The sequence below is a fragment of the Priestia sp. ST2 genome, assembly GCF_055810735.1.
Genome location: NZ_JBVVNT010000001.1, coordinates 1,071,285 through 1,090,383, shown reverse-complemented (window position 1 = coordinate 1,090,383; position 19,099 = coordinate 1,071,285). Strand labels below are relative to the sequence as shown.

Here is a 19,099-nt window from a genome sequence, read left to right as displayed (position 1 = left end):
AAGTCAAAGATAAGACATAATAAAGAAAGGAGACGCCTCAAAGATGGAGAAAGCAAAAATAAGCGTTACACAACTCTTTGCCCTTATGTTTATCTTCGACTTGGGTACTTCTCTAATTGTAAGTTATGGAATCCCCGCCGGTAAAGATGCCTGGCTTGCTATCCTTCTAGGAATGGGAGGAGGCATACTCTTATTCTTTATTTACTATATGTTATTTCGTCAATATCCGACCATTCCCCTTACTGGATATGTTAGAAAAATATTTGGTGAATTCTTTGGCTGGGTGCTTGGATTATTATACTGTTTGTTTTTCTTGTATATTGCAGCTAGAAATGTACGTGATTTCGGGGACTTATTGACTTCGTCTACTTTACCAGAAACACCATTACTAGCAATTAACCTCTCGCTTATTCTTGTTATGTGTTATGTCATTTATCTAGGGATAGAAGTAATAGGAAGAACAGCAGAAGTATTTATTGTCATCCTACTATTACTTGGGCTAGGAGCTAATTTCTTTGTTCTTGTATCTGGAAATGTTAGTTTAAATCATATTCGCCCCTTTCTCGAACACGGGTGGAAACCCGTTTTAACTACAGCGTTCCCTCCTGTCGTATCTTTTCCATTTGGTGAAATGCTCGTATTTACGATGCTGCTACCATATTTAAATCGTCCTAAACTAATAAAAAAGGTATGGGTATCTGCATTAATTTCAAGCGGATTGATCCTAAGCTGGACAGCTGCTCTAAATATGTCGGTGCTAGGTTTGGATGTAATGCAAAGATCTACATTTCCTACCTTAGCTACGATTGGAAAAGTTAATCTATTTGATTTTATTGAAAGAATGGATGCAATTGTAGTTTTTACCCTGTTAATGACCGTTTTTTTCAAAGCATCTATTTTTATGTATGGAGCTATCCTTGGAATTACTGATTTATTTAAGGTGAAGAACCGCCAGCAAATCATTCTTCCCATGGGCTTTGTTTTGATTTTCCTTTCCATGACAATAGCTTCCAGTTTTTCAGAACATTTAGAAGAAGGGTTTATTATTACATTAAAATACCTTCATGTTCCTTTTTTGATTGTTATTCCTTTGTTTATGCTGGTTGTCTCCCTCATTCGGAACTATGTGAAGAAAAAAACTAATTAGGACGGTAGCGTTTCTCTTTTTTTTTAATAATCATAAAAATTTGTTGGCTAATGACAATAAGAAAAAGTCCAGCTAACATGATATATTCAGCATTACTCATTACCCAAAAAGGGTTTAGAAGGTGCAGAAATGAATCATAAAAACTAAAACCTAATAGAAAATCCATTAGCAAGAGGTTTGAAGTAGATAATAAAAAGACAATACTTATTGCTAGAAAAATCTTCATGTTCTTCCCTCCTTTAATTTAAAGTAAATATATTATTTGTCAAAAATAAAGTTTTTAATAATAAACCTTATTGTTTGAAATTAAAGGAAAGGCGTAAGATAGTAATATCTTGTGTAAATGAATAAATACAAAAAGGAAGGACTTTTCTTAGATAATTAAGTGACTTCAGCCCTCCTAAAGAAAGTAGGTCTTCCTATGAATGAGTTTATAACAGTTGTTGTTCAAGCTTTATTCCCTAACGAAGGGTAACTGCATCCTTTCTTGTTTCTGTATAGTCAGCGCCTTGCGACAAGATCTCATATTGATTTTAATTAAGCTCGCACAGAACTAAAAATGATGGTTAAAACAAACTAATGAGTAATTTCTATAAGAGAAGAAAATTCATTTTATATGAACCTTTTAAGACAAAAGACTATTTTGTTTGCAATGATTTTAGTAAAGCCGCCTGTAATTCTATAAAAGAGAGCAGCATATATAGATAAACAAATTCAACTATACAAGTAATGTTTTTTATAAACTGATTCATAAATATTTTCATATCTTTTAGTCCCTTCATATATAATTCACCCTTCTGGAAATTGAAAAAAGTATAGAGAAGAAAGGATTTTAAATTATTTATTTTAAGCAATGTAATACTTATTATTAATCTGGATAAAATTATTCAATTAGGTTCGTGAAAAATAAGTTCTTAGTTCACCTATAATCGTTTCGTTTCTTGTATTAATATCTTTTTTCTTCTTTTATAAAGATCATCTCGAATTTCTCGTGTAAGAACTCCATCTTCTATTTTTTCTGCAATATCCATTAATCTCTCAATATCAGAAAAAGAATACCTACGGGTACCAGAGCAGGTACGTTCACGAAAGATAAGTTTTTGAGTTTCATAATAACGAATTTTTCTCTCAGACAATCCGGTCATTTCAGTAACAGTTTTCATAGTCATTATTTTTTTCTCTCGATATAAATAATTATTCTTCAAATATATCCTCTCCTTTATCTATTTGATTGGTTTTAAAATAATAAAGAATAAGTAAGTATGTATGTTAGGAATAATAAATCTAATCTAATATCTAAATTTTCAAATAATTATACCTACAATAACAACAAATTATACAAATAATCTACAACTTGGTTATAATTCCTAACACGACTATTTAATTAGTAGGAGTATATTTATTAGAGAGTAGTTACAAGATTCCCTAATCCTTAATGGATAATACAGAAAAATATTCTTAGTTTAACAATCTAAAGTTATATATGTTAACTAAGAGTGTATAGAAGATACATCCTAAAAACAAAAAGGCTACTGCTCCCGAACAGTAGTCTTGTCTGTTTACACGTAACCTTATACGGAATAATGATGATTTGCATCACCCTTAGTAGCATGCTCGGAGGATTACACATTAATTTATTAAGAACGTTTTTCTAATCATCTAATCTTTTACGATCGTCTGCTTGGGGAGGCTTTTCCATCCACTGATTATCAATCATATCTTTCCCAATACGGCTATAAATCCACAAGCTATCCAAGGATGCCTTTTCACAGTGTGCTGAAATATCAGCTCTCATACTTGCAATGAGAGCTGCGTTATAATAAGTAACTGCTACACCAAAAAGGAAACCTGTTTGGAGAAGCATAAGCCGATCTGAAAAAGGAGAAATATTGGAATTTGTAACCTCTGTGTCGCATGATTTAGGCAGATGAAGATTATCTTTGGTTAATAAGGATGCAAACACATCAATGTGTTTGTTTTTTACTTGCAGGCTTTTTTCTAATAATGCTCGTACGTTTTGATTTTTTGAAACTTGTGAAAAGCCAAGGATCATCGCTTTGGCAATAAATGTTTTGTTTAAATTAAAATAAGCATGTCCACTTTCTATTGTATTTATCGGCCTCTGTTTACCGAATACATCTGTTACATAGTGGTAGTGTTCAATCATTTCCCCCTTGTTCGGTGTTATGTAAGTAGGTGGTTGCTGATAAAGTTGCTTTGAAACAAGAAGGTCCTTAGCTTTTTTATAAATCTCCATCGCATCAAGGTTGCATTGATAATAAAAATCTACAATGTCTGGGCGTAAGGAAGTCGTAAATGATAAACTCATTTCATTATGTCCGTGTGTGCTCATCATATAAAGGGATTTAAGACACAAAACATCCGTAAATAGAGGAGGAGCTTCTAAGTTTACGTCTTCTTCTGTAAATCCTTTAGGAATAGGAAACTTCTCTTTCTTAAATAATGCTTTTAAAGCATCTATGTGTTTAAGTGAATAGTGAAGAGCCGTTTGAAAAAGGCTATGTATCTCAGGATCTTGAATCGTGTGAAGCATATATTTATTTACACATACAGATAATGTTTCACGGATATAGTGTGTCCATAAATTTGCCATTTCAGGAGATGTTAATCGATTCTTTTTTTGCAATTTTCTGTTCCTCCGTATTCAAGCCATTTTTTCTTAACTTCCCCTTCTTTTAAGCTTTCATACAAGTTAGCTTTTCTTTTAATATTTCCGCTAAAAAAGAAAAAGCTGCTCAAATGAGCAGCTTTTAAAAAACACATACTTAATGAAAGATGAGGAATTGGGGTTCCTATGTTCTTAGTTTGCCCACAAACTCGAATTTTATTCTTCTTCCTACCTATTCATGCTTACGATGTTCTCCGTATAATGATTTATCATAAACGGAGTCACCCTTTGCAAAAGGAGAATCTTCTCTACTTCCTAAGAACTGATTTGTTTTTGTCTCTCTATTAGCTTTTACTAGCAATAATACTTTTCCTTTTTGCAGATCATCTGCATAAGGTCCTGCTTCTGTAAGAGGGACACCTAAGTTAATTAAACGCTTTTCTACTCTTGCTTTATCACTACGAATCTCTTTAGGGTGATCTGGTGAAAACATATGTTTAATTTTATCCATAATCGACTCATCTTGGTGATTTTGTGCTGTGGTTTCAACTTTCTTTACGTCAATTCCCTCTCTGCTTTCTACTCTCGAATAGTCCTCTTTATCGATATCTTTGCTGGTTACAAGAGAAAGGTCCTTCTCTTGAAAACCTTGTATCTTTAAGTTTTGAATAGCAGTTACAATAGCTTCTTCATTATCATACGTACCTATCACATTTTTTGTCATGAGCAGTTCCTCCTTCTAGTAAAAAAATGGTTTATATCAATTAATTCGTTTATGGTACTTGTAATACCCTGGCCTCTTTTTCTAAAACATTCAAAAAATTAGACAATCATTGTTTAGATAGATAGCCCTTACGGAAACGGCAGCACCAAAAGTTCGCAAAGTATTAAAAGCAATTCAACGAAGCTATGGAGCTTCATGAAAGGATCGCTCATTATATGATTGATAATGAAATGTATCCTGCCTATGCTATTAAAGAGCAAGTATGAATCGCTTGTGACACCCCTATTGATTTCCATGCAAGACTTCGCTTTCAACGGGCGGGTGCTAGAAGCAACAAAACATATGAAACCTACGTTTACCATCATAATAAAAAGATCCGAACGATGAACCGTTCGGATCTTTTTAAAATACGTTTGTCTCAGCCTCTTTTTAAGGGAAGGTTTAGTTGAAAAAAATCAAGATTAATGATTGTTTTGTTTATATTCTGCATCAAACGAGTTTTCACCGGCATGGACAGAAAGCAAGGTATCAGCATAGCCAACCAGCCTGTTGACAAGCTCATCTGCAATTGCATATACAAGAGGATGGGTTTCTCCTTTAAATAGTGCTGGATCATCTAAGATGACTGTAGTGTTAATAAACACCTCTCTATTTCCATAAAGGTTATAATGAATCATTGCTTTCCCTGCAGCTCCACCTGTTCTTGGATCTTCATAACCTGGAAGAAATACGTACCATTCTTCTGCTGTAGCAGACCGGAAATTTTTCGTAAAGGTCATTCCGTTGATCACTTTTTCAATCCGCATTTTTTGCTCCAAATGAGCTGCATCTACAATTTTCTTCTTCATAACGCACTCCTCATCACATTAGCTGAATTCTCCGTCAGCAGGCGTACCCTCTACAGCGATTTGATAAGCATCTAAAATGGAGTCACGTTCCTCAGGGTCGGTCAATCCAACAAGATATTGTTCACCCTTTTCATCTTCAACGCGCATCAACAGCGCTTCCCCGTTCGATTGCAGCAAAGCATAAGTCTGATTTCTCATATCAAATAAAGCCTCAACTGCATATTGTTTTTCAATACCTTTTTCATCTTCAATGGTTATAAAATCTCTTTCCCTACTCCTCACTTCTCGTTCACCTCCACTGAAAATCTTCCCGGTTACTTTACCCGTTCTTCTCTGCTTCTATAATTGTATAAAATGAAATTCAATAGCCACGGCTCATATGGAGTTTGGTTATGGATATAAGTTATTTATTCGTCTATTGGAGAGTAAAACTTTAAGAAATGATTAAAAAAATGTTTTTACGATATCGTGTTGTGAATGACATTCATGGCAATAACAATTAATTTCTAAAGCATCTTCTGTGAGAGTATGTATAGTTTCTTTTCTGCACTTTTTACAGTATTCTTTTTTCTGACGTGTCTTTGACAATATAACCTCTTCCTCTCTTGCATTTTTAATTTTATGTTTAGTATAAAAATAACCATTGATACGGTATTTAAAGAGGATTGCAACAGCAATTGCAATCCTCTTCTCACATGGCAACTTTTAGATAACAAGGAAATGAAACATCTAATCCCACTTTTTACAGGGTCGGTTGTTTCTAAAAATTAGTATGTCAGCTTGATAAGGAAATAAACATCCATAAACTACCATGTATATACTTCTTGGCCTCTAGGAAACTTAAGAAAAACAAGGAGGTGACACAACATGGCAAACAACAAAAGCAGCAACAACAATGAATTATTAGTATACGGTGCTGAACAAGCAATCGATCAAATGAAATATGAAATCGCTAGCGAATTTGGTGTAAACCTTGGTGCTGATACAACTGCACGTGCAAACGGATCAGTAGGTGGCGAAATTACAAAGCGTCTTGTGCAATTAGCTGAGCAACAACTTGGCGGCGGACGTTTCTAAGACAACTTTATAATGTGATGGCTGAAGGAAGAGTGGGTCTCCACTCTTCCTTTTATTATGGACATTTTCTACTTATCGTCATAAGCAGCAAGCCACATAAAGCATGACAAAACAAAAAACTGCCAAAGAAGGCAGCTCTCTGTATAACAAGGGTATTGTAACTAATGCCCTTATAGGCATCTTGAATAGTATGTGTAAAATAGTAGATTGTATTCACTGATAAAATTCCTTTTTTATATCTAGAAGAATAATAAAACATGATATGGAGACGTTAAGTGTGTGCATAGTAAGAAAGGTGGCACATTGCTATGAATATGTTAAGGAGGATAACAATGGGCATTTTAAGTGGAAATCCTACAGATGAACCGATGCATTACGGTGAAGTATTTGGAACATGGTCGTTTCTTTCTGCTTCAAAAGGATTAGTAGCTGGTTATCAAACGTTTCTAAATCATGTAGGAGACAAGGATCTACATAAGTTGGTACAAGAAACGATTGAACAATGTCAGCAGGAAATGAAAGGTGTAGAAAAGCTATTAAAAGAAAATGGAGTGGCTTTACCTCCAACTCCGCCTGAACGTCCAGAAGCTTGTTTAGATGATATTCCAGTAGGTGCACGTGTTCAAGACCCCGAAGTTGCTGCGGCTATTTCACTGGATATAGCTGCTGGTCTAGTTGCTTGCAGTCAACTGATTGGCCAATCTATTCGCGAAGATATTGCAACAATGTTTGGTCAAATTCACATGCAAAAAGTAGCTCTTGGTGGAAAGTTTTTGCGACTTAACAAAGAAAAAGGCTGGTTAGTTCCACCACCTCTTCACAAGTCAAAAAACACGGATTGTTAATCATAAAATTCGTATAAAACATCAAGATTTCACATTAAGTCAATCCTACAAGAAGGAGATGCTAATTAATTCCATATTAGTACCTCCTTCTCATTATGAATAAAGAGCAATCATAAGAGCAAACTACTGTTTATTTTAACTCTATTAGATTTACCTTTCTTATTTAGAAAGCCCCCAGACTCAATATTGATTTCTCTACTTAATGGGTACACCAACGGAATAATTGACAGATTTGTTATTACTCATAAGATCATTAAATATCCAGCATGCTATTTTCGAAAAGAGTTCTTGATTCATTAAATAAAAACTAAATTGAATACCTTTCTATATCTTGAACAAACGAGTCAAATCGCCGTGAAGCATTTAACCACTTCTTTATTAACATAATACCATTTTTCAGAAGCAACATGTAAAAAAGCTCTTTATGGAAAAATAAAGAGCTTTTTCTTGTCACACAACTCTTCATTTCGATAAAGATTAGGTGGATATCAATGAACTGTATAAATTAAATAAACAAGACCATATTAAATATGGATGATAGGTATAAAAAGTATATTTTTTCGAATCTATAGGAGATCGTAAATGAATAATTATAAAAATGACAATACTGCAAGACGCTATATTGCTCATGTCAGTATATTTGGAACGACGCAAATCCATTTAAGAAACCCCTATATTATCGCTTGGTGGTCAGCAGCTTTTCCTGGTTTTGGGCACCTACTACTGTCTAAATACCTTCGCGGCTTTGTGTTATTTGTATGGGAAGTCGTCATAAACCTTAAATCTCATGTGAATTTAGCTATGATTTATTCTTTTCAAGGAAACATTGATATGGCCAAAGACGTGCTTAATACAAGGTGGCTTCTTATTTATATTCCCGTTTATATTTTTGCTATATGGGATAGTTACCGAACAACCGTTGATTTAAATAAAATATACGTGTTAGCTGAACGAGAAAACCATCGGTTCAACACCTTCAGTATAGGAGCCATGGAAATAAACTATTTAGATAAACGGAATCCCATCCTGTCCGTTTTCTGGTCCTTGGTGATGCCAGGTCTAGGACAACTCTATATTCATCGCATCATTGGTGCTTTCTTTGTTATCATTTGGGCAGTCATTTTCTTTTATTATTCTCACCTGCTTGAAGGAATTTCTCTTCTATTTTTAGGAGAAATAAAACAGGCTACTTCCGTTTTAAATAAAGAATGGCTGTTATTTTTCCCTTCCCTATATGGTTTTGCTACCTTCGATTCCTATATAAATACGGTTGAGAATAATAAACTTGCTGAAAGAGTGCAGAAAAACTTCTTTGAAAAAACATATCAACATCCAAGCTTTTGTATTGCGAAAGGAAAAAAGGTGGAGTGAAAACATGCAGGTCTTTTCTACATTTGAATACTCCAGTTACATAGAATTAGCTGTTTCAGAGCTAGAAAAAAAAGGGATAAAAAAAGAAGATATATTTATTGTCCCTCTTAATAATCGAACGGAAGATCGACGGATTTTTGATAGCCTCCATCGAGCCGATGGAGTTTCTCTTATTGATCTAGGAATGGCTCTAGCCACAGCCTTTTCAGTCATCGGTGCAAGCATTGGGTTTAAACTAAGCTGGGGCCCCATCTACTGGGGAATAATTAGTGCTTTTATCGGATTTATCTTAGGACTAGGAATTAAACTATTTATGTTTAAAGTAATCAGGAAAAATCAACGGCTCTCACGCGGCAAACATTCGGAAGTCATACTCATTGTTGATTGTCGTACGGTGGACGCCGAAGTGGTTGAACAAACTTTGTGGAAAAACCTTGCCTTAGGTGTTTCAAAAGTCAGATCTGATGGCTTATAAAAATAAGTCATCATCGTACAATATAATGGCCAGATACAGGATGAATGAATTACTATTCAGGATTAGAGATAACTTTCTTGACGCATGGAGAGAGAGCTTCTGGTTTTAAACTGTATACTCTTTAGTCAGCATAATGTCATTTATCAAAACCCAAAAAGCTTTTAAAAAAAGCTTTTTGGGTTCTAATGTATGTTAAATGCCATTCTACCATCCTCTTTGATTTCTTAATGTCGTAATATGAGCAACGTGATGCTTTCCATGCCAGGCATAAGTAGCTATTAATTGCTCAATCGTCACTTGTCCATTTTCAGGATGGTAGATCATTTTCTTCAAATCTTTTTCATCAAGTGAGTTTAACAATTTATGAAGACGCTTATGTAAAGCTGAAAAAAGTTGGAGCGAAATTTCTATAGGTAAATCATTATCAGGAAGATCCGACCAAGCCACTTCATCATAGGCCTTAATAGTAGGCTCATGTTCTGTTAAACCTAATTTAAAACGAGTATAAGCATTCATATGGGAGTCAGCTAAATGATGGACAACTTGACTTAATTTCCAACCGCCTTCTCGATAAGGCGTAGCTAATTGCTCTTTAGTCAGTCCTTCTACAGCATCAGCTAATTGCTTTGGTGCATCTCCAATGTCATGAATCCACCCTTGAATATCTTCTGGCTGAATATTTTCTTTCACGATAAATTTCCCAATAGGATATTGATTAAACATATTTTTTTCCTCTCTTTCTATTTTTATTAATATCTATAAAAACAATAAACATATAGATAAACTTGCCGTAAAATTAAGTTGAGGTGAGTAAATTGAGCAGTGGTTATAAAAGCTATTTCTACAAAAAGTTCTTTTTAATATATTTTATTACCCTTTCATTATTTATTATCGTTGATATTATAGACTCAGAAAGAATTACACTTTTTTCTTTTGAAGACAGCTGGAATTTTATTTTGTATCAAATTGGTTTTTGTTTAATTTCGATTGGCTTTATTAGCGCATTCATTACAAACTTATTATGGAAAATGAAAAAAGATACGTAATTAATTAAAGGTTTAAAATAGAAAATGCATACTACATATGTTTCTAATTAACATAAAATCTCCTACTTTATATTAAGCTTTATTATTTAAATACTGAGTAAGTAAATGAACTGCGCTGTCTTGTTTTTTCTCTACTGCAACCTCTAAAGGTGTTTTCCCATCATCTTTTTGTATCTCGATATCTGCACCTTTTTCGATGAGAAGTTTAATCATATTTTCATCTCCCAGTAACGAGGCTTCATGAAGGCTAGTCCATCCACCGCTTTGTTTTGCATTTACATCTGCGCTTTTTGTAAGCAACAAGTCTACAGCTTGAATTTGCTTATTTGCTACTGCTGCATGAAGAGGCATGTTTTCATTCGAATTTTTAGCCTTAATATGAATATCCGCCCCTAGCGACAACAATAACTTGGCGCTATCCACTTGCCCAAAATAACAAGCTAAATGTAAAGGCGTCCACCCATCTGAATTAAAAGCGTTAAGTAAATAAAGATGGCTCTTTATTTAATAAAGCTTTTATCTCTTTACTTTCTCCATTCACTGCAGCATTTGTTATTTGATTAATATATTCCATTTCATATCCCCCTAATATATAGAAATAACTTGATTACATTTCCATTTTATCACAGGTTAGTGGATGAACACGATATACAAACTTAGTTATATAAGTAAGGTGGAGAGTGGATATGAAAACAACTAATAGCGAAGGGTTAGACGTCCAATGGTATGGCGTAAAGGTTCTTTATAAGTACTTAGTAGAAACAACAAATAAGGAGCCTTAAATAAGGCTCCTTATTTGTTCTCTATTTACCTTTGTTTTTTAAGAATAAAAGCCCAGGCACCCTATTAATTACACTGCATCTGTCATTACATATAAATTGGATGGAGTAATTTTATTTTCTAAAATTAAGTATGGATGACATTTCATTAAAGCAAGTTTAAGAACTTCTGGTACTCTCTCTTCATCATACGCGCATACTAAATATAATCCGCCGTTATTCACCAATTTGTCTGCTTCATTTTCAAACTCTTCTAAAATAGGTATAATCCCTTCTTGCTGTCCCCACTCTACATGAGCCCATATTTGAAAAGACGTATTGTTTTTATAGAAAGGCTCTAAATGTTTAGAAAGATGTTCAAAAATTATGGCAGGCTGAAAACTTCCACTTGAACAGTAATAATCAAAATTATTAATGGTATGTATATATGTTAATTGATCTTGAGTTAAAATTCCCTCTAATCTTTTGAAAATCAGCGGAATTAGTCTTTCACTTTCTATAACTAAGGTATGTCTCTCCTGTTCAATCCCCGAAACAATATAAGACACAAGATTGTCTAAGTAACTTCTCATATCGTCAATATTATAGTAAATATGAACGCTTTCATTATTCTGTATCAATTGAGCAAACTGATTTTTCAAGTGTGTACGCTCCCTTATATAAAATCAACCTAAACTTTAAGACTCTTAAACTGGTAAATTGCCTGTTCATTAGAACAATTCTACGCTTTGCATTCTTATCTGTCAAAATTAGATAGTTTCCCCTTTGTTGTAAATGAGATAACGTTTGCGCCAGTTATATTGGCGCTTTGGCTAAAGAATACTTTACCCTTCTCAAATACAATTAAAACTTAATAAGAAATAATGAAAGAATTAAGTTCATTTATCTCTTTATTCGATAAATTCTCATGTAGCATTGATAGCAGTATTAGCCATTTATTTTTTACTTTGTATAACTTTTAAAACTAGTTACTACAAAATACAAAGAAAAAACGCCACTTGCTTTAGTAAGTGGCGCCTTTTCTTTTAAAATATTTGAGTAAAAGCTACAATTAAAATCGTAATCCCACTTATTAACGTTCCAAATTGACTCAATGTAAATTTTCCAATTTGAACATTTGCGGCTTTTTTCCCCACCATTACTCCTAGCCATACGGTTATAAAACTGCCAAAGGCTGATGTAAGCGAAATAGCTAAAGGTGATAACCCAAGCAAACCAGCTCCCAGACCGTTTGTAAGTGCATTTGCTGAAAGTGCAACACCTAGGACACTGCTTTCGATCCAACCAATATATCGTACGTTTTCTTGACCACTACTATCTAATTCATCACTTCCGTTATTTCTTTGAGATCCAACTAATAAAATAATGCGAATCCCGATTAGCGTTAATAATACGACGGCTACAATAACATGGAACACCCCTGGCAAGATGGTTGAAACCCACCTGCCAAACATAATCCCCACCATGCTAAAGAGGAAACAAATAGCCGCTATCAGTAAATTAGAAAGCCATTTTATCCTTACCTTTCGAACTCCGTATGATATTCCTACACCGAAGTTATCTATACTCGATGATAGTGCAAAACCTAATATGAATAACCATTCCATTTTGTATTCTCCTTTTATTGATAATGTTGAGGAGATTTGCTTCCTTGTTGCATATATTGTTGATAAACCTTCAATAAAATGATTACTGCGCGTTGAAAAATATAAAGAGGTGAACCGCTATGTCTAACATCCAAAATGATCAAAGCCTTGGTTTGTTATTAAGGTCTTTATTAAAGGAAAATGCTTTATCTATGCGGAAACTTAGCTCACTTACGGGGATTGATACGGCAACTATCTCACGGATTATAAATGGAAAACAGCAAGCAAATCTACATCATTTAAAACAATTTGCGCACTATTTAAATACTCCTCTTGAAGCATTAATTGACCCTGCTGGAGCTGCTTCAAACAATACAGAAAATGAATTAGCAACAGGCATTCATTACTCCATTGATAAAATTCAAGAAATACTTAAATCTTTTAATATAGTAGATACAAACTTTACGATTGAACGTGTCGAACAAGAACTCACAAAATATAAGCAATATGCACAGACAGACGAAGGTAACAGCATGATTCTAAATAACTTTCAAACCAAAATAGAACAAGTCGGCAGCGTCGGAACCTTTATTGATCAATTAAAGCAAATGTATCTTGAATATTGTGATGAAAAAACATCAGCTGCCAAGCGCTCCATATTGGGAAGTGCGCTATTGTATTTTATTTTGCCTACCGATATTATCCCAGACTATGTCTTTCCAATCGGCTATTTAGACGATGCAATAGCTGTACAACTGGTAATGAATCAACTTACGGACTAAAAACTGAGTTTTATTAAGGGAACTGAACGCGGTATGCCCCTATTTATTGTGAAAATGGAACTTTTTCTGAGCAATGAGCAGGTAAATACTCTATTGCTTTCTTTAATTTAAATAATTCCTTTGGCACAATCTTTTTGATGATTTTTTCTTTTTTATATGGCTTGCATGACTCATGATTACATCTATGCGCACACATTCCTAAAGGAATTTTCTCTCCTAAAAATGGATCTATATAAAATCCATTTTCAAACAGCTTACTCTTAATAACATTTTCATTTTGCAATCTGCAGCAAGTAACGCAATAGTACATTCGTTTTCCACTCTCTTTCTTATATTTGATTTTGAAACATCTTATGAGAACTCATCAACAGAAGTGCTTGTTTCTACGTTAAAAGTTGAAAAAATCTCAACAGGCGTTGAAGAATACTCGACACACGTCAATTACAAACATATAGTTTAATCATGACAGCATGAAGAGTGTCATACTTTGAGGAGAAATAGCGGTGAAAACAAGAGGTATTATTAACGCTGTAATCGGCATTTGGCTCGTTATTGTCCCTTAGATGCTTGGGTTTTTATACGATGCAGGTGCTACTTCAGCAAGTATTGTATTTGGAACCCTTCAAGTGATCACATCTTTTTGGGAACTACTAAACCAGGATGGAATTCATGGCAAAATTGGATTTCACTTATAGCGGATTATGGTTTGTCCTGTTTCCTTTTATTTATTCATTAAAAGATGGTGTAATTTGGTCTAGCATCATACTTGGGTTAATGACCGTACTATTTAGCTTATGGAGCTTGAACTCTAAATCAAAGCTAAAAGCTGTTAGTTAAAGAATGAATAATATTCCACTTTTTGCTTAAACTACTCAAGATATCGCAACGTATCGACTATGTGAGAATAATTCTCCTAGCAGAAAAGCTCCCTACGAAAATAGGGAGTTTTTTCTGCGTTAAAAAGGTGATGATTAATTTTATCTTCAACTTTTTTTACATATCTTTATACGCGTCATCCTCAAGATGTCCAATACTTCTAAATAGTAAATGATCTAACGTCACATTTCCCATAAAATCAAATATTCTATAAAGTTAGTTCCTCATATTTAAAACAGCTAGCTGTTTTAAATAGTTACGAAGACGAATTTTCGGATTTAATTCTGTATTTGCAATATGCTTTACATAGCGAATTGAACTTTGAATAATATCATAGTCACTGATTTTATTTGCACGATACTCGACAAAAGGTGGAAGATAGGACATGAACAGTTAAATTCGTTTGCCTCAAAACGGATTCCTTCCACTTTTTATTGATTCGAGAAGATTCAATATGTGGATGTGCAATGAGTATTAATGTTTTCATATATAGACTTATTAATGCGAGAACAGTAGAAAAAGAAGAAATTTAAACATCGAATATATTAATTAATAAATTAGTGTATTTTAGGTATGGCCTATACACGAGTAGTTACCGTAATTACCATTCTAGGTAGTAAAAATAAAAGGTGGTGAAAGAAGTTTCTCTTTCACCACCTTTTATTTTGCTTTTAAATCAAATTCTTCTGTTTTACCGTCCCATTTGATAGTTACATGAAAGGGATCAGAACTATCTTGTTTTGCACACCCTTCACAAGCATCATTGATACCCATTTTGCCATCCACTGGTGTGGAAGTTACATCGATACTGCCATAACTACCTTCAATTTTATATGTAACTTCTCCAATATTATCTTTATTGGGTCCTTTATAAATAATGCTTCCTTCACCATTTTCCCTATCTTTATCTTGAGTTAAAAAATACTGAGAAATCACATATTATAATATATCTTCTAAGTGAAGGAGGTATGCTATTATAGAAAACTTAGTTAGCTATATTAAAGATTTAGGCTTTCCAATTGCCCTATCTTTTTACTTACTTGTTCGCATTGAAAGCAAATTAGATAGAATTACAGAGCTGCTTCAAGTTCTTATTGAAAAAAAGGACAAGCAATAAGCAGAATGCTATTTATACCCATAGCGAACTTGTTCCTTCGTTTTCGAGATGCAGCACGTTCACTTCTGTTCCTTTGTCATATCCATGCTCTCCTCCTGGAAGAACAATCAGCGCGTTTGCTGCAGCTAATGATGAAATAGCCCCTGACTTGTCCATGCCAACAGGCGTCACAACAAGCTTTCCGCCTTCATCTGAAATCTCTCCTCGCACCATTCGCGTAAAAGCATTAGGTTCTTTGAAACGGCCCTTTAATACCGCTTTTGTTTTATGTAAATGAGGCGCTGGTGAATACAAAAAGCTGCGAACAATCGGACGAACAAACAGTTCAAACCCGACATAGCAAGCAGATGGATTTCCTGATAGTCCAAACAGCAGCTGTCCGTTTCGTTCTGCGACTGTTGTAACGCTTCCTGGGCGCATCGCAATTTTGTTAAACAGCACATTCGCACCAAGCTTTTCATAAATAGCCGGCAAATAATCATAGTCGCCAACGGATACCCCGCCGGTTGTTAGTAGAATGTCCACTTCTTCAAGCGCTTTTTCTACCGCTTCATAGCAGCGGTCAAAATCATCTTCAAGCTTTCCTAAGTATTTCGGAATTCCCCCGCTTCTTACAATTTGCGCAAGTGCCATATAGGAGTTGCTGTTGCGAATTTTTCCTGGTTCTAACGGCTCGTTCACATCAAGCAGTTCGCTTCCTGTTGTTAACACGCCAACCACGGGCTGCTTCACGACAGCGACATCCGCATAGCCAAACGTAGCTAAAAAAGCGGTGACGCCTGGATTAATGCGCGTTCCTTTGGAAACAAGCACGTCTCCTTTTTTTGTTTCTTCTCCTTTTAATGCAATGTGTTCCCACTTTGAAGCCCGCCTGCTTAACGCCATATACGTTTTGCCTTCTTTTTCATACGACTTCGTTACTTCAAGCATCACAACCGCATCACATGAATGAGGGACCTGCGCTCCTGTCATAATACGCACCGCTTGAAACGGCTTTACTTCTTCTTCAAAAACAAAGCCTGCACCGATTTCACCTACTACTTCGAACTCAACAGGATGTTCACTTGAGACTTCTACGCAGTCTTGCGCTCGAACCGCAAAGCCGTCATAAAGCGATTTATTAAAATGAGGAACGTTTTGGTCGGCGATAATATCTTCTCCTAAATAGCGTCCGTAGCTTTCGGTGATCGATACGCGTTCGATGCTGCCTTTTCTTTTATAAGTCATGACTTTTTCAATTGCTTCAGGAATTGAAATAGGTGTTCTGCTTTCTAACATACATTCTTCACTTCCTTTATGTCTGTTCACTTTTTACGCTATGGTGTAAAATCATAGCATATCTCACTATTTCTATCATACAACAAAATTTACTGAAAAAGGATGAAAACACCGATGTCTTCTTTTACACATTTTAATGACCAGGGCCGTGCCAACATGGTCGATATTAGCGAAAAATCTATCACGCGCCGCGTTGCAACAGCTCGTTCAAGCATACTCGTTAACAAAGAAATTCACGAAGCCATTGTAGAACATAAAATTGGAAAAGGCGACGTGCTTGCTGTCGCACAAGTAGCGGGAATCATGGCAGCAAAACGCACGTCTGACATTATTCCTATGTGTCACCCTCTTTTATTAAAAGGCGTAAACCTTTCATTTGACTGGGATACAAGCAATGATCAGTACCGTTTATTAATAGAAGCAACTGTTAAAACGGAAGGCTCAACGGGCGTTGAAATGGAAGCTTTAACTGCCGCTTCTGCCTGCGCTCTAACCGTTTATGATATGTGCAAAGCCATTGATAAAGGCATGATTATCGGCGAAACGTATCTGCTTGAAAAATCTGGCGGCAAAAATGGTGACTACAAGCGTACGGAAGCGTAAAGGAGGTACATAATGAGCGTACATGAACATAAATCCAAAGCAACACAGCCCGTTCGCTGCAAAGTCATTACAGTATCAGATACACGTACAAAAGAAACCGATAAAAGCGGCGCGCTAATGATCCAACTTCTGAAAGAACACGACATGCAGGTCGCTTCCTATGAAATTGTAAAAGACGACCAAACGTCGATTCAACAAGCGATACTTGCCGGATGCAGTGCTGAGGACATTGACGTTGTTCTCACAAACGGCGGGACCGGCATTACAAAACGAGACGTCACAATTGAAGCCGTTCAAGCGCTGATTCATAAAGAAATCGTTGGGTTTGGCGAGCTGTTTCGCATGCTGAGCTACACCGAAGACATTGGCAGCGCAGCAATTATGAGCCGAGCAATTGCCGGGACGATTAACGAAAAAGCCGTTTTTTCTACACCAGGATCAAGCGGTGCTGTTCGTCTAGCTATGACCAAGCTGATTTTGCCTGAACTTCGCCACGTTGTGTGGGAATTAAACCGCCAGCGCTGACAAAATGCCTATGCACACGCATAGGCATTTTCATTAATCATAGTCTTTATGTACCCACTCATCTTCTGGAATGCCTAAATCTTCTCCAGAAAAACGCTCTTCTTTAAACGGATCTCCTCTAAGATGAAAGCCGTTTTGCTCCCAAAAGCCAGGATGATTTTCATCAATAGCTTCAAAGCCTCGGAGCCATTTAACACTTTTCCAAAAGTACAAATGCGGAACAACCAATCGCAGCGGATATCCGTGCTTAGCTGTAAGCGGCTCTCCGTTAAAGGAATGAGCGAGAAGAATATCGTCTCTCAGTAAATCTTTTACCTCAATGTTTGACGTATAGTCATTATCTCCGTGCAGCATGATGTATTTACTTTTTAGCTCCACGCCAACTGCTTTTAAAAAGTCTGTAAACAGCACGCCCGTAAATTCATTATCAAGCCTTGTCCATCTCGTTACGCAGTGAATATCACATTTCACCGTCGTTTGCGGCATGTCCAATATATCTTGATACGAAAGCGTCACTTCCTTGTCTACCAACCCAAATACCCGAAGCGTCCATTCCTCTAAGTTATACTCCGGCACGTCGCCTTCATGTAAAATCGGAAAGCGCTCCGTTACTACCTGACCCGGAGGCACTCGTCCTTCATACTTTGGATCAATTTCCGGTGTTTTCATTCGTTTAATACGGTCTGCTTTGTTCAAATTATCACCTCATTGTTTTTTATACATAAAAAGCCCTTCCTTAAATAAATAAGGAAGAGCTTTGTTTCAGCTTCTTCCTTATCTCTAAGAGCAGTACACTCTTAAGGATTTGGCACCATTCTGTCATAGACAGCGGTTGCCGGGTTTCACAGGGCCAGTCCCTCCACCTCTCTTGATAAGGAAACAAATTGTATTTGTTTTATGTAATAAAGTCAGTATTAAGCTTTTTGTCATAATTGTCAATATTATTTTTCTTTTCCGCAAAAAAACTTTAAAAACAGGTAGGGTTATAAGATTTTAGTCTACTAAAATACCATATAAAACCTTTACCCTTCTCCATCAATCATCGTATACTTCTTGGCAAAACGCTTGTAGTAAATTTGCTCATCCTCTTGTCCATCGTTAAAAACAAGTCGGTTATGATCAATATCTTTTTCTTTTAACATATAGCCTTTTTCATTCATCATATGAATATATTCATCTAAATGTCCTTTTTTCACCATATAGTGAAGAGCATCATCTGAATCTGTAGTCCTCGCTACATCTTGACTTCCCACTTCTAGCTTGAATACAGCTGTTGCTGTTTGAACGGGACGATAATCGCCAAACAATCTTTCCCAATTTAATAGCAGCAGCGCGCCGGAAATTATTATACACCCTCCAGCCGCCACGGTTAGTACAAATCGTTTTGACAC

25 protein-coding genes, 1 pseudogene and 1 riboswitch are annotated in these 19,099 nt (G+C 35.6%); of the genes and pseudogenes, 11 read left to right on the top strand and 15 right to left on the bottom strand.

Annotated features, from left to right (window positions below; all coding sequences use genetic code 11):
- Window positions 1-43 precede the first annotated feature (43 nt).
- Window positions 44-1,147, top strand: a complete 1,104-nt coding sequence (locus AC0KUU_RS05620) for a GerAB/ArcD/ProY family transporter (protein ID WP_043978628.1) — start codon at window positions 44-46, stop codon at window positions 1,145-1,147.
- Here the strand turns inward: AC0KUU_RS05620 and AC0KUU_RS05615 are convergent.
- The 6 genes from AC0KUU_RS05615 to AC0KUU_RS05590 form a co-directional block, all read right to left on the bottom strand.
- Window positions 1,140-1,373 carry a YczF family membrane protein gene (locus AC0KUU_RS05615; RefSeq protein ID WP_322552354.1) on the bottom strand — a complete coding sequence of 78 codons (234 nt, stop codon included), beginning with the start codon at window positions 1,371-1,373 and terminating at the stop codon, window positions 1,140-1,142. The genes AC0KUU_RS05620 and AC0KUU_RS05615 overlap by 8 nt on opposite strands.
- Before the next feature lie 697 nt (window positions 1,374-2,070).
- Window positions 2,071-2,352, bottom strand: a complete 282-nt coding sequence (locus AC0KUU_RS05610; RefSeq protein ID WP_280560101.1) for a MerR family transcriptional regulator — start codon at window positions 2,350-2,352, stop codon at window positions 2,071-2,073.
- Window positions 2,353-2,798: 446 nt separating this feature from the next.
- Window positions 2,799-3,794: a DUF3231 family protein gene (locus AC0KUU_RS05605; protein WP_280560102.1), complete on the bottom strand. Its 996-nt coding sequence runs from the start codon at window positions 3,792-3,794 to the stop codon at window positions 2,799-2,801.
- Between the two features lie 214 nt (window positions 3,795-4,008).
- The gene (locus tag AC0KUU_RS05600) at window positions 4,009-4,500 is read right to left on the bottom strand and encodes a general stress protein (RefSeq protein ID WP_237074227.1); all 492 of its coding nucleotides are present in this window, start codon (window positions 4,498-4,500) and stop codon (window positions 4,009-4,011) included.
- Between the two features lie 461 nt (window positions 4,501-4,961).
- The gene (locus tag AC0KUU_RS05595) at window positions 4,962-5,348 is read right to left on the bottom strand and encodes a hypothetical protein (protein ID WP_322552355.1); all 387 of its coding nucleotides are present in this window, start codon (window positions 5,346-5,348) and stop codon (window positions 4,962-4,964) included.
- Window positions 5,349-5,366: 18 nt separating this feature from the next.
- On the bottom strand, window positions 5,367-5,630 hold the full coding sequence (locus tag AC0KUU_RS05590; RefSeq protein WP_043978619.1) for a DUF1292 domain-containing protein: 264 nt from the start codon (window positions 5,628-5,630) through the stop codon (window positions 5,367-5,369).
- A 585-nt stretch (window positions 5,631-6,215) separates the two neighbouring features.
- Here AC0KUU_RS05590 and AC0KUU_RS05585 point away from each other — a divergent pair.
- The 4 genes from AC0KUU_RS05585 to AC0KUU_RS05570 all read left to right on the top strand — a co-directional run bounded on the left by AC0KUU_RS05585 (window position 6,216) and on the right by AC0KUU_RS05570 (window position 9,116).
- Complete coding sequence (locus tag AC0KUU_RS05585; protein ID WP_013058452.1) at window positions 6,216-6,425, top strand: alpha/beta-type small acid-soluble spore protein; 210 nt, start codon at window positions 6,216-6,218, stop codon at window positions 6,423-6,425.
- Window positions 6,426-6,757: 332 nt separating this feature from the next.
- Window positions 6,758-7,270 carry a DUF3231 family protein gene (locus tag AC0KUU_RS05580; protein ID WP_043978612.1) on the top strand — a complete coding sequence of 171 codons (513 nt, stop codon included), beginning with the start codon at window positions 6,758-6,760 and terminating at the stop codon, window positions 7,268-7,270.
- 582 nt (window positions 7,271-7,852) lie between these two features.
- A complete protein-coding gene (locus tag AC0KUU_RS05575) occupies window positions 7,853-8,641 on the top strand; it encodes a hypothetical protein (protein ID WP_098966682.1) in 789 nt (262 codons plus the stop codon).
- Window positions 8,642-8,645: 4 nt separating this feature from the next.
- Complete coding sequence (locus AC0KUU_RS05570) at window positions 8,646-9,116, top strand: membrane protein (RefSeq protein ID WP_043978608.1); 471 nt, start codon at window positions 8,646-8,648, stop codon at window positions 9,114-9,116.
- Window positions 9,117-9,320: 204 nt separating this feature from the next.
- Here the strand turns inward: AC0KUU_RS05570 and AC0KUU_RS05565 are convergent, their stop codons facing one another.
- Complete coding sequence (locus tag AC0KUU_RS05565) at window positions 9,321-9,839, bottom strand: YfiT family bacillithiol transferase (RefSeq protein WP_043978606.1); 519 nt, start codon at window positions 9,837-9,839, stop codon at window positions 9,321-9,323.
- Window positions 9,840-9,922: 83 nt separating this feature from the next.
- Here AC0KUU_RS05565 and AC0KUU_RS05560 point away from each other — a divergent pair, with 83 nt between their 5' ends.
- Window positions 9,923-10,162 carry a hypothetical protein gene (locus tag AC0KUU_RS05560; RefSeq protein WP_237074225.1) on the top strand — a complete coding sequence of 80 codons (240 nt, stop codon included), beginning with the start codon at window positions 9,923-9,925 and terminating at the stop codon, window positions 10,160-10,162.
- Between the two features lie 72 nt (window positions 10,163-10,234).
- On the opposite strand, the pseudogene AC0KUU_RS05555 reads toward AC0KUU_RS05560, so the two are convergent.
- The 3 genes and pseudogenes from AC0KUU_RS05555 to AC0KUU_RS05545 form a co-directional block, all read right to left on the bottom strand.
- Window positions 10,235-10,736: pseudogene (locus tag AC0KUU_RS05555) on the bottom strand (ankyrin repeat domain-containing protein).
- A gap of 276 nt (window positions 10,737-11,012) precedes the next feature.
- Window positions 11,013-11,582: an MEDS domain-containing protein gene (locus AC0KUU_RS05550; RefSeq protein WP_237074224.1), complete on the bottom strand. Its 570-nt coding sequence runs from the start codon at window positions 11,580-11,582 to the stop codon at window positions 11,013-11,015.
- Between the two features lie 384 nt (window positions 11,583-11,966).
- Window positions 11,967-12,548 (bottom strand): manganese efflux pump, encoded by a 582-nt coding sequence (locus AC0KUU_RS05545; protein ID WP_237074223.1) that lies wholly within the window; start codon window positions 12,546-12,548, stop codon window positions 11,967-11,969.
- Window positions 12,549-12,667: 119 nt separating this feature from the next.
- Between AC0KUU_RS05545 and AC0KUU_RS05540 the strand changes: the two genes are divergently transcribed.
- The gene (locus tag AC0KUU_RS05540) at window positions 12,668-13,309 is read left to right on the top strand and encodes a DUF1232 domain-containing protein (protein ID WP_237074222.1); all 642 of its coding nucleotides are present in this window, start codon (window positions 12,668-12,670) and stop codon (window positions 13,307-13,309) included.
- Between the two features lie 43 nt (window positions 13,310-13,352).
- Here the strand turns inward: AC0KUU_RS05540 and AC0KUU_RS05535 are convergent, their stop codons facing one another.
- Window positions 13,353-13,619: a DUF3973 domain-containing protein gene (locus tag AC0KUU_RS05535; RefSeq protein WP_162214804.1), complete on the bottom strand. Its 267-nt coding sequence runs from the start codon at window positions 13,617-13,619 to the stop codon at window positions 13,353-13,355.
- A gap of 359 nt (window positions 13,620-13,978) precedes the next feature.
- On the opposite strand from AC0KUU_RS05535, the gene AC0KUU_RS05530 reads away from it, so the two are divergent.
- The gene (locus tag AC0KUU_RS05530) at window positions 13,979-14,146 is read left to right on the top strand and encodes a hypothetical protein (protein WP_237074221.1); all 168 of its coding nucleotides are present in this window, start codon (window positions 13,979-13,981) and stop codon (window positions 14,144-14,146) included.
- Window positions 14,147-14,845: 699 nt separating this feature from the next.
- Here the strand turns inward: AC0KUU_RS05530 and AC0KUU_RS05525 are convergent.
- Window positions 14,846-15,121, bottom strand: a complete 276-nt coding sequence (locus AC0KUU_RS05525) for a hypothetical protein (protein ID WP_043978595.1) — start codon at window positions 15,119-15,121, stop codon at window positions 14,846-14,848.
- A gap of 37 nt (window positions 15,122-15,158) precedes the next feature.
- Here AC0KUU_RS05525 and AC0KUU_RS05520 point away from each other — a divergent pair, with 37 nt between their 5' ends.
- Window positions 15,159-15,302, top strand: coding sequence for a YvrJ family protein (locus tag AC0KUU_RS05520; RefSeq protein WP_308115066.1), 144 nt, complete (start codon window positions 15,159-15,161; stop codon window positions 15,300-15,302).
- Window positions 15,303-15,314: 12 nt separating this feature from the next.
- Here AC0KUU_RS05520 and AC0KUU_RS05515 read toward each other — a convergent pair whose 3' ends face one another.
- On the bottom strand, window positions 15,315-16,580 hold the full coding sequence (locus tag AC0KUU_RS05515) for a molybdopterin molybdotransferase MoeA (RefSeq protein ID WP_043978593.1): 1,266 nt from the start codon (window positions 16,578-16,580) through the stop codon (window positions 15,315-15,317).
- A gap of 114 nt (window positions 16,581-16,694) precedes the next feature.
- Between AC0KUU_RS05515 and moaC the strand changes: the two genes are divergently transcribed.
- Together moaC and AC0KUU_RS05505 are read left to right on the top strand one after the other, a co-directional pair.
- Complete coding sequence (gene moaC / locus AC0KUU_RS05510) at window positions 16,695-17,183, top strand: cyclic pyranopterin monophosphate synthase MoaC (RefSeq protein ID WP_013058475.1); 489 nt, start codon at window positions 16,695-16,697, stop codon at window positions 17,181-17,183.
- Between the two features lie 12 nt (window positions 17,184-17,195).
- Window positions 17,196-17,708, top strand: a complete 513-nt coding sequence (locus AC0KUU_RS05505; RefSeq protein ID WP_043978592.1) for a MogA/MoaB family molybdenum cofactor biosynthesis protein — start codon at window positions 17,196-17,198, stop codon at window positions 17,706-17,708.
- A gap of 33 nt (window positions 17,709-17,741) precedes the next feature.
- On the opposite strand, the gene AC0KUU_RS05500 is transcribed toward AC0KUU_RS05505, so the two are convergent.
- Both AC0KUU_RS05500 and AC0KUU_RS05495 read right to left on the bottom strand, forming a co-directional pair.
- The gene (locus tag AC0KUU_RS05500; protein ID WP_043978591.1) at window positions 17,742-18,404 is read right to left on the bottom strand and encodes a sulfite oxidase-like oxidoreductase; all 663 of its coding nucleotides are present in this window, start codon (window positions 18,402-18,404) and stop codon (window positions 17,742-17,744) included.
- A gap of 75 nt (window positions 18,405-18,479) precedes the next feature.
- A riboswitch (SAM riboswitch) is annotated at window positions 18,480-18,586 on the bottom strand.
- A gap of 144 nt (window positions 18,587-18,730) precedes the next feature.
- Window positions 18,731-19,099, bottom strand: a complete 369-nt coding sequence (locus AC0KUU_RS05495; protein ID WP_025750016.1) for a hypothetical protein — start codon at window positions 19,097-19,099, stop codon at window positions 18,731-18,733.

Excerpts from the sequence above, each read along its gene's own strand:
- AC0KUU_RS05530 (WP_237074221.1), top strand. The coding sequence starts at position 13,979 with ATGGCAAAATTGGATTTCACTTATAGCGGATTATGGTTTGTCCTGTTT.
- AC0KUU_RS05585 (WP_013058452.1), top strand. The coding sequence starts at position 6,216 with ATGGCAAACAACAAAAGCAGCAACAACAATGAATTATTAGTATACGGT.
- moaC (WP_013058475.1), top strand. The coding sequence starts at position 16,695 with ATGTCTTCTTTTACACATTTTAATGACCAGGGCCGTGCCAACATGGTC.
- AC0KUU_RS05565 (WP_043978606.1), bottom strand. The coding sequence starts at position 9,839 with ATGTTTAATCAATATCCTATTGGGAAATTTATCGTGAAAGAAAATATT.
- AC0KUU_RS05595 (WP_322552355.1), bottom strand. The coding sequence starts at position 5,348 with ATGAAGAAGAAAATTGTAGATGCAGCTCATTTGGAGCAAAAAATGCGG.
- AC0KUU_RS05600 (WP_237074227.1), bottom strand. The coding sequence starts at position 4,500 with ATGACAAAAAATGTGATAGGTACGTATGATAATGAAGAAGCTATTGTA.
- AC0KUU_RS05505 (WP_043978592.1), top strand. The coding sequence starts at position 17,196 with ATGAGCGTACATGAACATAAATCCAAAGCAACACAGCCCGTTCGCTGC.
- AC0KUU_RS05615 (WP_322552354.1), bottom strand. The coding sequence starts at position 1,373 with ATGAAGATTTTTCTAGCAATAAGTATTGTCTTTTTATTATCTACTTCA.
- AC0KUU_RS05570 (WP_043978608.1), top strand. The coding sequence starts at position 8,646 with ATGCAGGTCTTTTCTACATTTGAATACTCCAGTTACATAGAATTAGCT.
- AC0KUU_RS05575 (WP_098966682.1), top strand. The coding sequence starts at position 7,853 with ATGAATAATTATAAAAATGACAATACTGCAAGACGCTATATTGCTCAT.
- AC0KUU_RS05580 (WP_043978612.1), top strand. The coding sequence starts at position 6,758 with ATGGGCATTTTAAGTGGAAATCCTACAGATGAACCGATGCATTACGGT.
- AC0KUU_RS05515 (WP_043978593.1), bottom strand. The coding sequence starts at position 16,580 with ATGTTAGAAAGCAGAACACCTATTTCAATTCCTGAAGCAATTGAAAAA.
- AC0KUU_RS05535 (WP_162214804.1), bottom strand. The coding sequence starts at position 13,619 with ATGTACTATTGCGTTACTTGCTGCAGATTGCAAAATGAAAATGTTATT.
- AC0KUU_RS05540 (WP_237074222.1), top strand. The coding sequence starts at position 12,668 with ATGTCTAACATCCAAAATGATCAAAGCCTTGGTTTGTTATTAAGGTCT.
- AC0KUU_RS05545 (WP_237074223.1), bottom strand. The coding sequence starts at position 12,548 with ATGGAATGGTTATTCATATTAGGTTTTGCACTATCATCGAGTATAGAT.
- AC0KUU_RS05620 (WP_043978628.1), top strand. The coding sequence starts at position 44 with ATGGAGAAAGCAAAAATAAGCGTTACACAACTCTTTGCCCTTATGTTT.